This window comes from Roseovarius nitratireducens (genome assembly GCF_002925845.1).
Classification (GTDB): Bacteria; Pseudomonadota; Alphaproteobacteria; order Rhodobacterales; family Rhodobacteraceae; genus Roseovarius; species Roseovarius nitratireducens.
Window position 1 is genome coordinate 114,249 of sequence record NZ_PDNI01000065.1, and the last position, 12,660, is coordinate 126,908.

The 12,660-nt window shown below is 67.7% G+C and carries 11 protein-coding genes; 6 read left to right on the top strand and 5 right to left on the bottom strand.

All coding sequences use genetic code 11. The features are described from left to right. Nucleotides 1-58 precede the first annotated feature (58 nt). A complete protein-coding gene (locus tag CRJ03_RS13360; RefSeq protein ID WP_104019371.1) occupies nt 59-541 on the top strand; it encodes a thioesterase family protein in 483 nt (160 codons plus the stop codon). Between the two features lie 150 nt (nt 542-691). Here CRJ03_RS13360 and CRJ03_RS13365 read toward each other — a convergent pair whose 3' ends face one another. After that, nucleotides 692-1,432, bottom strand: coding sequence for a class I SAM-dependent methyltransferase (locus CRJ03_RS13365; RefSeq protein ID WP_104019372.1), 741 nt, complete (start codon nt 1,430-1,432; stop codon nt 692-694). A 62-nt stretch (nt 1,433-1,494) separates the two neighbouring features. On the opposite strand from CRJ03_RS13365, the gene gloB reads away from it, so the two are divergent. From gloB to CRJ03_RS13380, 3 genes are all read left to right on the top strand, one after another. Next, nucleotides 1,495-2,262, top strand: a complete 768-nt coding sequence (gene gloB, locus CRJ03_RS13370) for a hydroxyacylglutathione hydrolase (protein WP_104019373.1) — start codon at nt 1,495-1,497, stop codon at nt 2,260-2,262. 158 nt (nt 2,263-2,420) lie between these two features. Continuing rightward, nucleotides 2,421-4,757, top strand: coding sequence for an ATP-dependent Clp protease ATP-binding subunit ClpA (clpA, locus tag CRJ03_RS13375; protein ID WP_104019374.1), 2,337 nt, complete (start codon nt 2,421-2,423; stop codon nt 4,755-4,757). Beyond that, complete coding sequence (locus CRJ03_RS13380) at nt 4,754-5,728, top strand: M23 family metallopeptidase (protein WP_104019375.1); 975 nt, start codon at nt 4,754-4,756, stop codon at nt 5,726-5,728. Before clpA ends, CRJ03_RS13380 begins: the two co-directional genes overlap by 4 nt. Nucleotides 5,729-5,742: 14 nt before the next feature. Here CRJ03_RS13380 and CRJ03_RS13385 read toward each other — a convergent pair whose 3' ends face one another. The 3 genes from CRJ03_RS13385 to CRJ03_RS13395 form a co-directional block, all read right to left on the bottom strand. Next, nucleotides 5,743-7,911: a peptidoglycan -binding protein gene (locus tag CRJ03_RS13385; protein ID WP_104019376.1), complete on the bottom strand. Its 2,169-nt coding sequence runs from the start codon at nt 7,909-7,911 to the stop codon at nt 5,743-5,745. Nucleotide 7,912: 1 nt separating this feature from the next. Then, nucleotides 7,913-9,154, bottom strand: coding sequence for a biopolymer transporter ExbB (locus CRJ03_RS13390; RefSeq protein WP_104019377.1), 1,242 nt, complete (start codon nt 9,152-9,154; stop codon nt 7,913-7,915). An 86-nt stretch (nt 9,155-9,240) separates the two neighbouring features. Continuing rightward, a complete protein-coding gene (locus CRJ03_RS13395) occupies nt 9,241-9,765 on the bottom strand; it encodes a gamma-glutamylcyclotransferase (protein WP_104019378.1) in 525 nt (174 codons plus the stop codon). Nucleotides 9,766-9,836: 71 nt separating this feature from the next. Between CRJ03_RS13395 and CRJ03_RS13400 the strand changes: the two genes are divergently transcribed. Beyond that, nucleotides 9,837-10,838: a DUF2125 domain-containing protein gene (locus tag CRJ03_RS13400; protein WP_104019379.1), complete on the top strand. Its 1,002-nt coding sequence runs from the start codon at nt 9,837-9,839 to the stop codon at nt 10,836-10,838. A 23-nt stretch (nt 10,839-10,861) separates the two neighbouring features. Here the strand turns inward: CRJ03_RS13400 and trpS are convergent, their stop codons facing one another. Further along, nucleotides 10,862-11,890: a tryptophan--tRNA ligase gene (gene trpS / locus CRJ03_RS13405; protein WP_104019380.1), complete on the bottom strand. Its 1,029-nt coding sequence runs from the start codon at nt 11,888-11,890 to the stop codon at nt 10,862-10,864. Nucleotides 11,891-11,979: 89 nt separating this feature from the next. Here trpS and CRJ03_RS13410 point away from each other — a divergent pair, with 89 nt between their 5' ends. Continuing rightward, the gene (locus CRJ03_RS13410) at nt 11,980-12,660 is read left to right on the top strand and encodes a rhomboid family intramembrane serine protease (RefSeq protein ID WP_104019381.1); all 681 of its coding nucleotides are present in this window, start codon (nt 11,980-11,982) and stop codon (nt 12,658-12,660) included.

A 12,660-nucleotide genomic window follows, 5' to 3' on the forward strand; every position in this document is an offset into this window, starting at 1 on the left:
ATCATGCCACGAAACCTCCTAGAACGCACGCGCGCCGCTTATTCAAAAGGTTCGATCCATGCCTGATGCCACGCCCTTCATGTCCAGCTTTCACACGGTCGAGCAGGGCTGGATCGACTATAACGGCCATATGAACATGGGTTATTACACCGTGGTCATGGATCGCTGCGCCGACGAGGCGTTTGCCGGGATGGGATTCGGCCCCGATTACGTGGCGACGCGGGGCCTCACCACCTACACCGCCGAGTTCCACATCCGCTACCTGCGCGAGGTCAAGCTCGGCGACCGGGTTCGCAGCAGCTTTTACCTGCTCGACCATGACGAGAAGCGGTTCCATTTCTTCCAGGAACTGTTCCACGAGGAGGGCTGGTGCGCGGCCACCGGCGAGAGCCTGACCCTGCACGTGGACATGTCCGGCCCTCGCGTGGCCCCAATGCCCGAGGACATCGCCGCCCGGGTGGCCGAGATGGCGCAGGCCCATGCCGCCCTGCCCCGACCCGAGGGTGTGGGCAGCCGCATCGGCATCCGCCGCAAGGGCTGAGGGGGCGGGGGTCAGGGCCGGGTTTTGGCCTAATCCCGCCATTCGCATCTTGGCCCCGCGTGGAGTCAACGCGTGCTTGTACGCCGCCGTGCGAGCGCCCGACGTCCCCTCCAGGCCCCTTGCGTCCTCACTCCGGCCTGTCCCGCCCCTTCACACCGGCTTCGCCTCCGGTTTCGGTGCCAGCACGCCGAGGGGCCGCCTTACGGTCTCGCGCAACCCCGTCCCGCTCGGGGCCTGCACGCGCTTGGTAGCCTCCACCATCAGCACCCCCCCTGCCGCCAGTACCGAGATGCGCGCGCCCATGCGCTCCCACATGCCCGCCGTGCGCCGCCAGAAAGGCCGGTCCGAGGGCGGCTGGAAGAGCGTGGTGGCGTGTCTCTCGGGCAGGAACCCATGAGACTTGAGCTGCGTTTCGAGCTGCGTCTGGGTGTAGGGGCGCCCGAAGCCGAAGGGCGTGCGATCCGAGCGCGACCACAGTCCGGCCCGGTTCGGTACGATGAACAGCGCGGATCCACCGGGGCCCAGCACGCGCAAGCATTCGTCGAGCAGCGCGCCGGGCTGCTCCGAGGTCTCCAGCCCATGTACCACGAGGAGCCTATCGACGTGACCTGTCTCCACCGGCCAGAACGTCTCTTCGCACAGCACCGAGACATTGGGCATGCCTTGCGGCCAGCCGATCACGCCCTGCGGCGCGGGCATCAGCGCCATCACCCGCCGCGCATCGGCGAGGTAGGGCCGCAGGAACGGAACCGCGAAACCGAATCCCGCGATGCTCTTGCCGTGCGCCTCGTGCCAGAACTCGGCGATCCGCGCGCGCAAGACCTTCTGAACCGCATGCCCCAGCGGGTTGCGGTAGTAGAAATTTCGCAGGTCCTGCACGTCGAGATGCATTGCAGTGCCGCCCTTGATCCGTCACTCTGACGCTACCATCTCATGACAGCGGGGAACATAGCATGAGCCTGCAAATCCTCACCATCCCCTGCCGCACGGACAATTACGCCTATCTCGCACACGACTCCGCGACCGGGGCCACCGCCGTCATTGACGTGCCCGAGGCCGCGCCGATCCTCGATGCGCTTGCGCGACATGGGTGGCAGCTATCGGATGTGCTCATTACCCACCACCACGGCGACCATGTCGAGGGGCTGGAAGAAGTGCTCGCGCAGGCCCCCGCCCGGGTGATCGGCGCGGCGGCGGATGCCCATCGGTTGCCGCCGCTCGACATCGCGGTATCGGAGGGCGACGAGGTGACGATCGGGTCCGAGACGGGCCGCGTGATCGACGTGTCGGGCCACACGGTGGGACACATCGCCTTTCACTTCCCCGACAGCGGCGCCGTCTTCACCGCCGACAGCCTGATGGCGCTCGGCTGCGGGCGGGTGTTCGAGGGCACGCCGGCGCAGATGCACGCGAGCCTTGCCAAGCTCGCGGCGCTGCCGCCCGAGACCTTGATCTATTCGGGCCACGAGTATACCAAGACCAACGCCGCTTTCGCGCGCACCGTTGATCCCGACAACCCGCGCCTCGCCGCACGCACCGACGAGATCACTCGGACCCGCGCCGCCGGGCAACCCACAGTGCCCGCCTCGCTCGCCGAGGAACTGGAAACCAACCCGTTCCTGCGCGCCCACGACCCGGCGATCCGCGCGCATCTTGGCATGACGGGGGCGACCGATATCGAGGTGTTCGCCGAAATCCGCAGCCGAAAGGACAGGTTTTGACGCGCATGTTACGAACATTCCGCCAGAAGATGACGAAAAGTGAGGTCGTTTGACAAAAAACTCCTTGAAGCCGGGCCATCATCGACCAAACTTTAACATACCGAGGCCAGACTTGTCGGGCGACGTACCCGGCGGGCTAGATCAGAAGGAGCACGACCGTGCCTTCATTCTCGACCACACTTGAACAGGCAATCCATGCCGCGCTCGCGCTCGCCAATGCGCGGCGGCACGAGTTCGCGACGCTCGAGCACCTGCTGCTCGCCCTCGTGGACGAACCCGACGCCGCCCGCGTGCTCAAGGCGTGCAGCGTCGATACCGAGGAACTGCGCACCACGCTGGTCGATTTCATCGACGATGATCTCGCCAACCTCGTGACCGATATCGACGGGTCCGAGGCGGTGCCGACCGCCGCCTTCCAGCGCGTGATCCAGCGCGCGGCGATCCATGTCCAGAGCTCCGGGCGCACCGAGGTGACCGGCGCCAACGTGCTCGTCGCCATCTTTGCCGAGCGCGAATCGAACGCCGCCTATTTCCTGCAGGAGCAGGACATGACCCGCTACGACGCGGTCAACTTCATCGCCCACGGCGTGGCCAAGAACCCCGCCTTCGGCGAATCGCGCCCGATCACGGGCGCGACAGATGTCGATGACGAGGGCGCCGAGAAACACGTCGAGACCGACGCCGTCGAGCCGGGCGATTCGGCGCTGGCCAAATACTGCGTCGATCTAAACGAGAAGTCGCGGCGCGGCGATGTCGATCCGCTCATCGGCCGCGACTCGGAGGTCGAGCGCTGCATCCAGGTGCTGTGCCGGCGGCGCAAGAACAACCCGATCCTCGTGGGCGATCCCGGCGTCGGCAAGACTGCCATCGCCGAGGGGCTCGCCCACAAGATCGTCGGCGGCAACACGCCCAAGGTGCTTTCGGGCACCACCATCTATGCGCTCGACATGGGCGCGCTTCTGGCGGGAACCCGCTATCGCGGCGATTTCGAGGAACGGCTCAAGGCCGTGGTGACCGAGTTGGAGAAGCACCCCGACGCGGTTCTGTTCATCGACGAGATCCACACCGTGATCGGCGCGGGCGCCACCTCGGGCGGCGCGATGGACGCCTCCAACCTGCTCAAGCCCGCGCTGCAGGGCGGCAAGCTGCGCTGCATGGGCTCCACCACCTACAAGGAGTTCCGCCAGCATTTCGAGAAAGACCGCGCGCTCGCCCGCCGCTTCCAGAAAATCGACGTGAGCGAACCGACGGTCGAGGACACGATCAAGATCCTCACCGGGCTCAAGCCCTATTTCGAGGATCACCACTCGGTCAAGTACACCCAAGAGGCGATCCGCACCGCGGTCGACTTGTCCTCACGCTACATCAACGACCGCAAGCTGCCCGACAAGGCCATCGACGTGATCGACGAGGCCGGCGCGGCACAGCACCTCGTGGCGGCCTCCAAGCGGCGCAAGTCGATCGGCGTCAAGGAGATCGAGAACGTCGTCGCCAAGATCGCCCGCATCCCGCCCAAGAACGTCTCCAAGAACGACGCCGAGGTGCTCAAGGACCTCGAAGGCACGCTCAAGCGCGTGGTGTTCGGGCAAGACAACGCTATCGAGGCGCTCTCCTCGGCAATCAAGCTGGCGCGCGCCGGATTGCGCGAGCCGGAAAAGCCCATCGGCAACTACCTCTTCGCCGGCCCCACCGGCGTGGGCAAGACCGAGGTGGCCAAACAGCTCGCCGATACGCTCGGGGTCGAGCTTCTGCGGTTTGATATGTCCGAATACATGGAGAAACACGCCGTCTCGCGCCTCATCGGCGCGCCGCCGGGCTACGTGGGCTTCGACCAGGGCGGTCTGCTGACCGACGGGGTCGATCAGCACCCGCATTGCGTGCTCCTGCTCGACGAGATCGAGAAGGCACACCCGGACGTGTTCAACATCCTGCTTCAGGTCATGGACCACGGCACGCTCACCGATCACAACGGGCGCAGCGTCGATTTCCGTAACGTCGTCCTCATCATGACCTCCAATGCCGGGGCCACCGAGCAGGCGAAATCGGCTGTCGGTTTCGGCCGCGACCGGCGCGAGGGCGAGGACACGGCGGCGATTGAGCGTACCTTCACGCCCGAGTTCCGCAACAGGCTCGACGCGGTGATCTCCTTTGGCGCGCTTCCCTCCGACGTCATCCTCAAGGTGGTCGAGAAGTTCGTCCTCCAGCTCGAGGCACAGCTCATGGATCGCGACGTGACCATAGAGCTGACCGACGAGGCCGCGAAATGGCTCGCCGACAAAGGCTATGACGACCGCATGGGCGCCCGCCCGCTCGGCCGCGTGATCCAGGAGCACATCAAGAAACCGCTCGCCGAGGAGCTGCTCTTCGGCAGGCTCGCCAAGGGCGGCACAGTCCGCGTGGGCGTGCGCGACGGCAAGATCGCACTCGACGTGGAGGGCCCTGCCACCCGCCGCCTCTCGGGCAAAAAGAAGCCACCGTTGCTCACCGCCGAATGAGACGGCGGGCGGCGGCGGTCCTCGCGCTGGCGCTTTGCGCCGCGCGCCCCGCCGTCGCCGAGCCACCCCGGCTGTCGCTGCCGCTCGACTGCGACTATGGCCGCACCTGCGTGATCGAGGACTACGTCGATACCGACCCCGGCCCAGGAAATCGCGATCACGCCTGCGGCCTCAAGAGCCGCGACGACCATCGCGGCACCGATTTCATGCTCCCTTCATTCGCGGCGATGCGCACGGGTGTGGACGTACTTGCCGCCGCCCCCGGCACCGTCGCCGCCACCCGCGACGGCATGGCCGACACGCCCGTGACGCCCGAGACCCGCGACGCCATCGCCGGACGTGAATGCGGCAATGCCGTGCGCGTCGATCACGGGGACGGGTGGCAGACGCTCTATTGCCACATGCGGCGCGGCTCGCTCACCGTGCGCCCCGGCGACCGTGTGGCCCGCGGCGACATACTCGGCGCGGTCGGGCTCAGCGGCCTGACCAACGCGCCGCACCTGCATCTCGGGGTGCTGCACGAGGGCCGCATCGTCGATCCCTTTGCCCGGCTGGCGCGCGACACCTGCGATCCCGCCCCTGGCACAGGGCTTTGGGATACGCCCCTGCCCTATACTCCGTCGGGGATCTTTACCGCCGGTTTCTCTACCGCCGTGCCCGAATTCGACGCCGTGAAATCCGGGGCCGCTCGCGTCACTCTCGCAGGCATCGACGCGCCAATCGTGCTCTACGGCCATGTCTTTTACGCGCAGCCAGGCGACCGCCTCACGCTTTCCGCGCGCGGCCCCGACGGTGACATCTTCCGCCACGAGGTCTCGCTCGACACCCCCAAGGCACAGTTCTTTCGCGCGTTCGGGCGCCGGGCGCCCAAGGACGGCTGGCCCGCCGGTGCCTATCGCGGTTATGTTCGGCTGTGGCGTGGCGACACGCTTATCGCCACGCGCCACGCAGACATCACCGTGCGCCCCTGACGCGCTGCCCCGCCTTACCGTGTGGTCAGCTTCAGCTCGATCCGACGGTTCTGCGCGCGGGCCTCGGGCGTGTCCGCGGGATTTACCGGCTGATATTCACCATACCCGTTGGCCGAGAGCCGGTCGGGCGGAAACCCGAGGAAATCGACCAGGTAGCGTACCACCGACAGCGCCCGCGCCTGGCTCAGGTCCCAGTTATCGGCAAAGCGCGCGCCGGGCGCGATCGGTACATCGTCGGTATGCCCGTCCACCTGCAATACCCAGTCGATCCCCTCGGGAATATCGCCAATCACGCGGCGCAGGATGCCTGCGACCTTTGCGATCTCCTGCTCGCCCTCGACCGACAACTCGGCCTCGCCGGGCGCGAATAGAACCTCCGAGGAGAACACGAACCGGTCGCCCACGATCCGTACCCCTTCCTGGCCGCTCAGCAATTCGCGCATCCGGCCAAAGAAGTCCGAGCGGTATTTCTCCAGGTCCTCCTTCTCGGCGGCCAACCGTTCGGCCCGTTCCTCCAGAAGCCGCGCACGCTCTTCCTCGGCCTGCCGCCGGCGCCTTTCCTCGGCGGCCACGCGCGCCAGGGCGGTGTTGAGCTCGTTGCCCAGCGACTGAAGCTGCACCTCCGCTTCCGCCTCGCGCGCCTCGGCATCGTCGAGCAGCGCCTGAAGCTCTGAGAGTTGCGTGCGCAGCGCCTCCACCTGCTGATTCAAAAGCGCCTGCTGCCGCTGCGCCTCGGTGGATATTTGCTGTTCCTTGGCAAGCTTCTCGCGCGCCTCCGCCAACAGCACCTCTTGCCGCTCGGCCTCGCTCATCCCTTCCTCGGCCCGCGCTTCCGCCGCCTTCTTCGCGACTAGCGCCGCGATCAGCCGCGCGCGCACCTCCTCGGCGTCGAGCGCCTCGGCTTCGGCATCTGTCTTGGCCGCCACCGCGCGGGCCAGATCAGCCTCGAGCGCCCGGATGCGCGCCCGTGCCTCAGCCAGAGCCGCGTCGCGGTCCTCCAGCGTGCCGCCCGTCTCGTCCAGAGCCGCCCTTGCATCAGCAAGCGCGGCCTCCGCCTCAGCCCGTGCCGCCCGCTCGGTCTCCAGCGCAACCCGCGCCTCGGCCAGCGCCGTTTCGCGCTCCTCCAGCGTCCCGCCAGTCTCTTCCAGCGCCGTCCGGGCTTCGGCCAGCGCCGCTTCGGCCTGTCTACGCGCCGCGCGCTCGGCCTCAACCTCCGCGCGCGCCTCGCCGATCCCCGTCTCGCGCGCCGTCTCGGCCTCCTCGGCGCGCAACAGCGCCTGCGCCAGCGCGGCGTCGAGATCGTCGCGCGCCGCCTCCGCCGCGGCCAACAGGGTCAGCGTCTCCTCCGCCCGCTTGCGCTCTTCTTCGAGGGCCAAGGTCATCGCGGTCAGCTCTGTCTGCGCGTTCTCCAGTCGCTTGCGCAACGCAGCCGCCGCCTCGGCCTCGGCCAGCCGCGCGGCCTCTTCCTCGCTCAACTGCTCCTCGAGCGCGCTCACCTCCTCGCTCAGCGCCGCCCCGGCCTGCCGTGCCTCGGCATTGCGCGCGCGCAAGTCCGCGATGAGCGCCTCCAGCGCCTCGCGTCTCGCCGCCGCCAGCCGCGCCGCCTCGGTCTGCGCATCGACCTCGTCGCGCAGCCCGGCGAGCCGGTCCTCCAGCGCCGCCTGCTCATCGAGCAACGCCGCGCGCTCCCCTTCCAGCGCGGCCACCTCGTCGCGCGCCGCATCGCGCTCATCCGCCAGCCCGGCGGCCCGGTCGCGGGCCGCGTCGCGCTGCGACAAGAGCCGCGCCACCTGTTCCTCGAAGGACGCGATCCGGCCTTCCGCCGCCGTCAGCGCATCGGACTGCGCCGCGGTCTCCGCGCGCAACGACGCGATCACATCGGCCTGTTCCTCGGCCCGCGCGCGGGCGTCGCCCAGCGTCGCGGTCAACATGCCCACCCGTTCCTGCAACGTGGCGTTGCGGTCCTGTTCCAGCCCCAGCGCCCGCGACAGCGCCGCCACCTCAGCCGACAGCGCGTCGAGCTTGGTGGCCTGCCCGCTGATCTCCTCGCGCAGCACGAACTGCACCACCATGAAGATCGTGAGCACGAACATCAGCACCAGCAGGAGGCCGGTCATGGCATCGACGAAGCCGGGCCAGATCGCGCTCTGAAACCGCGCGCCGGTGCGCCGCGACAGCGCCATCTCAGCCGCCCTCGCCAGACTCGCCCGACCCCTCGCCGGACGCGTCGCCGCCGCGCGGCACCACCGGGCGCACGGGACGCGGCGTAGGGCCGCGCGCCTGCCCCATGAGCCGCGTCAGCGCCGCCAGATCGGTGCGTAGCTCGGTCATGGTCTCCTGACGCCCGGCGCTGATTTCCTCGAGAATGCGCAGCATCTGCACGTCGATCGAGCGCAGGCGCATCCGGCTCTCGGCATCCAGCCCCTCGCTCGTCTCGCGCGCCTCGATCGCCTCGATGAGCCGCTCCTGCCCGTCGGCTACCCGCATCAGCGCCACCTGCACCGGGCTCTGATCGCTCATCCGGTGCGTCAGTCGCTCGATGGAATCGGCCAGCACGCCGAGCTTCTCGTCGACCATCGCGCGGCTCACCTCGGATTGCGCGATGGTGCTCTGCAACGCCTCGACCTGCCCGGTCATGTGGTCAAGCACCTCGGCCACCATCGCGCGCCCGCCGCCATCCTCGCCGTCGCCCTCGGAAAGGCCAAGCCGGGTTATGGTCGATATCCATTCCTCCAACTCGCGATAAAACCGGTTCTGCCCGTGCCCGGCAAACAACTCCAGCAGACCCACGACAAGCGAGCCCGACAGCCCCAGCAGCGACGAGGCAAAGGCCACGCCCATTCCGCCAAGCTGCTCCTCCAGCCCGGTCATCAGCCGGTTAAATATGGCGATTCCCTCCTCGCCCTCCTGCGGGGCCAGGCTGCGGATTGTATCGACCACCGCCGGAACGGTGGTGGCGAGACCGTAGAACGTACCCAGCAGCCCGAGGAAAATCAGCAGGCTGACGATATAGCGGGTGATCTCGCGCGCCTCGTCGATACGCTGCGCCACCGAATCGAGGATCGAGCGCGCTGAGCTTGACGCGATCTGCATCCGCTTGCCGCGCCCGCGCAGCATGGTGGCCAGCGGTGCCAGAAGCGAGGGCGGGTGGGTAAGCTCATGCCCCGGCGTCTGCGCGGCAAACCCCTCGATCCAGCGCGCCGAACCGATGAGCTGGATGACCTGCCAGAAGGTCGCGATCACCCCCAGAACGAAGACGAAAAAGATGAACCCGTTGAGCCAAGGGTTCGCCTCGAACACCGGTAGCACCCGCGGCAGCGCCAGAAACGCCCCCACCGCCGTCAGCGCCAGCACGATCAGCATCAGCAGGATCTGCCGATAGGGGGTGGAAAACTGCGGCTCGGCCTCGCGGTCCGGCTGGTCCATCTGGACGCTCCCGACACGTTTCTTTGCAGGTTTTTGCACGTCTTTGCAGGCGCAACCCTACGCCGCCTGCCCGCGCAAGCCAAGGCTTATCCGCAGATATGGCGCACCCGGCGCACGAGCCAGTCCAAATCGCGATCACCGAGGCCCAATTCGCGCAGATGCACATCGGTCTGGAACAGGTACTCGGTATTCGGTCCGCGCCCGCCATGCGCGCGGGCGATGATCTGCGCCTGTTCTTCCAGATCGAGCCCGCCGCAATACTGCGCGTGGTCCGGATCGACCACGTAGGTCACCGCCTCCACCTCGCGCCCGTCCGTGAGCATGACCGGCAGCCGCGTCTCGTGATAAGCCGCCGAAACCAGCTCGCGCTCGCGCAAATACGCCAGCACCTCGTCGGCGCGCGCAGGGTCGGCGCGCAGCGCCACACCCGAACAGGCTGTATCCGTCGCGCGGTCCAGCGCCAGCACCAGCCCCGGCGTCTCGGGCGTGCCGCGATGGTGGATCGAACGCATGCAGAAACTGCGCCGATAGCCCGGCAGCCGCGCGATCACCCGCTCCACCGTGTCAAAGCCCGGATTCCACACCAGCGAGCCATAGCCGAACACCCACATGCCTTTTCCCCTGTTCCTCGCGTTCCGCCCCCTATAAACACCCTTCGCGAAGGGCATGAAAGGGGCAAGCCATGCGGGCACTTCTGGCCGTCATCCTCGTCGCCGCCGGGCTCTGGGCCGGCTATTGGGTTATTGGCAGCCGCACCACCCACTCGGCGTTCGAGGGCTGGTTTGACGCGCGCCGCGCCGAGGGCTGGGTGGCCGAGACGAGCAGCCTCGGCGTGCAGGGCTTTCCCAACCGCTTCGACGTGGTGTTCGAAGACCTGATCCTCGCCGATCCCGCCACAGGGCTGGCGTGGGAGGCGCCGCGCTTCCAGATCGACGCGTTGAGCTATCGGCCCAATCACGTCATCGCCGTCTGGCCCGACGAACAGCGTATCGCCACCCCGGAAGAGAAGTTCCGGATCGAGAGCCGCGACATGCGCGCCTCGCTGGTGATCGCGCCCGACGCGGCGCTCGCGCCCCGGCGCATGACGCTCACCGCCGATTTCGTGCGCGTCACCTCCGAGACACGCCCCGGGGAAACCACCGCGCTCTCCACCCTCAGCCTCGCCGCCGAGCGGCAGGAGGGCTCAACCTACCGGTTCGGCCTGCGCGCCGAGGGGCTGACGCTCGCCGCGCCCGCGCGGACGCGGCTCGATCCGGAGGGCCGCCTGCCCGACCGCATCAGCGGATTTACCGCTGATGTCACCGCCACGTTCGACAAGCCGTGGGACCGCACCGCCATCGAGCGTGCCCGCCCGCAACCCACCCATCTGAGCGTGCGTCTGGCCGAGGGACGCTGGGGCGATCTGCTCCTTCAGGCGGCGGGCGAGGTGGACGTGACGCCCGATGGCTGGCCCGATGGCGAGATCACGCTCAAGGCCCGCAACTGGCGCGAGATCGTGACCATCCTGCGCAGCGCGGGGGCACTGCCCGAGAGCCTCGCCTCAAGCGTCGAGAACGGCCTCGGCATGATGGCACGCCTCAAAGGCAACCCGGACACGCTCGACATTCCGCTGGGCTTCGGCGGTGGTCGGATGTGGCTCGGCCCCGTCCCCCTTGGTTCCGCCCCGCGCCTGCGACTGCGCTGATCCCCTGTCGACCGCCCACCGCGTCAGCCGCCCGGCGCGCTCACCATCCCCATGATATCATAGGTTCTACGCAGGATCGGTGCCGCAATGGCGCGGGCGCGGCCCGCACCCTCGGCGAGGATGCGGTCGATCTCGGCCTCGTCGTGCATCAGCCGCTTCATCTCGGTCGAGATCGGCGCGAGCCGGTCGACCGCCAGATCGGCCAGACGCGGCTTGAATACGGAAAAAGGCTGACCGCCCGCTTCGGCCATCACCTGCTCGATGTCCATATCCGCCAATGCCGCATAGATATTGACGAGGTTACGTGCCTCCGGTCGGTCCTCCAGCCCCTCGGCCTCCGAAGGCAGCGGTTCAGGATCGGTCTTGGCCTTGCGGATCTTCCTGGCGATGGTCTCGGCATCGTCGGTAAGGTTGATCCGGCTCATATCCGACGGGTCGGATTTCGACATCTTCTTGGTCCCGTCGCGCAAGCTCATCACCCGCGTCGCCGCCCCCTCGATCACCGGCTCGGGCAACGGAAAGAACTCCACCCCGTAATCGTGGTTGAACTTGGCGGCAATGTCGCGTGACAGCTCGATATGCTGTTTCTGGTCCTCGCCCACGGGCACGTGGGTGCCATGATAGGCGAGGATATCGGCGGCCATCAGCGCCGGGTAGGCAAATAGCCCGAGCGAGGCGTTCTGCGCATTCTTGCCAGCCTTGTCCTTGAATTGCGTCATCCGCTGCATCCAGCCCAAGCGCGCCACGCAGTTGAATACCCAGGCAAGCTGGCTGTGCTCGGCCACCTGGCTCTGGTTGAAAAGGATCGAGCGCGCGGGATCAAGCCCCGAGGCGATGAACCCGGCAGCAAGCTCGCGCGTGGCGCGGCGCAGGTCGGCAGGCTCTTGCCAGACGGTGACGGCGTGCAGATCGACCATGCAATAGAGCGTCTCGACGCCCCGATCCTGCGCCTCGGCAAAACGCTTGAGCGCGCCGAGGTAATTGCCGAGATGCAGGTTGCCCGAGGGCTGGATTCCCGAAAAGACGCGGGGGGTAAAGGCCGCCTCGCTCATGGGCGCACTCCGTGGTGGATTTCTCTGAAGGTCTCGCTTACCCATGCGCCCGTGCCCCGTCAACCAGTGCCCCATCAAGGAGAGCTGCCATGAGCGACGATCCCAGTCCCCTCAACCCGATCCCGCCGGTGGTGGTGGTGCTGTTTCTGGTTATCGCGGGGGTCGAAGCGGCGTTCTCGCTGGGCGCACGCGGGATCATCGGCGGCGCCGACGCCGTGGGCTGGCGAAGCGCGGCAATCCAGGATTACGCCTTTCACGGCCAGATCCTGCGCTGGATGATCGAAACCGGTCAAATACCGACCGAACACCTGCGCCGCCTCGTCACCTATGCCTTCGTCCACGGCAGCTTCACCCACGCGCTCTTCGCCGCCGTGCTGCTTCTGGCGCTGGGCAAGTTCCTGGGCGAGGTGTTCCGCCACTGGGCGGTGCTGGTGATCTTCGCCACGGCGACGGTGGGCGGCGCGCTCGCCTACGGGATGCTGCCGGGCGACCGGCCGTGGCTCATCGGGGCGTTCCCCGGCGTCTACGGGATGATCGGGGGGTTCACCTACGTGATGTGGCTGCGGTTGGGGCAGATGGGCGCCAACCAGGCCCGCGCCTTCACCCTGATCGGCGTGCTTATGGCGCTGCAACTGGTCTTTGCGCTGCTGTTCGGCGGCTCGCCCACATGGGTGGCGGACGTGGCGGGGTTCATTGCAGGCTTTGCCGTGTCGGTGCCGCTCAGCCCCGGCGGCCTCACCCGGCTGCGCGCCCGGCTGCGGCATGACTGA

What these genes read in the sequence shown, in the direction of transcription:
- CRJ03_RS13410 (WP_104019381.1), top strand. Translation starts at nt 11,980, where the DNA reads ATGAGCGACGATCCCAGTCCCCTCAACCCGATCCCGCCGGTGGTGGTG.
- CRJ03_RS13380 (WP_104019375.1), top strand. Translation starts at nt 4,754, where the DNA reads ATGAGACGGCGGGCGGCGGCGGTCCTCGCGCTGGCGCTTTGCGCCGCG.
- trpS (WP_104019380.1), bottom strand. Translation starts at nt 11,890, where the DNA reads ATGAGCGAGGCGGCCTTTACCCCCCGCGTCTTTTCGGGAATCCAGCCC.
- gloB (WP_104019373.1), top strand. Translation starts at nt 1,495, where the DNA reads ATGAGCCTGCAAATCCTCACCATCCCCTGCCGCACGGACAATTACGCC.
- CRJ03_RS13395 (WP_104019378.1), bottom strand. Translation starts at nt 9,765, where the DNA reads ATGTGGGTGTTCGGCTATGGCTCGCTGGTGTGGAATCCGGGCTTTGAC.
- CRJ03_RS13400 (WP_104019379.1), top strand. Translation starts at nt 9,837, where the DNA reads ATGCGGGCACTTCTGGCCGTCATCCTCGTCGCCGCCGGGCTCTGGGCC.
- CRJ03_RS13360 (WP_104019371.1), top strand. Translation starts at nt 59, where the DNA reads ATGCCTGATGCCACGCCCTTCATGTCCAGCTTTCACACGGTCGAGCAG.
- CRJ03_RS13365 (WP_104019372.1), bottom strand. Translation starts at nt 1,432, where the DNA reads ATGCATCTCGACGTGCAGGACCTGCGAAATTTCTACTACCGCAACCCG.
- CRJ03_RS13390 (WP_104019377.1), bottom strand. Translation starts at nt 9,154, where the DNA reads ATGGACCAGCCGGACCGCGAGGCCGAGCCGCAGTTTTCCACCCCCTAT.
- CRJ03_RS13385 (WP_104019376.1), bottom strand. Translation starts at nt 7,911, where the DNA reads ATGGCGCTGTCGCGGCGCACCGGCGCGCGGTTTCAGAGCGCGATCTGG.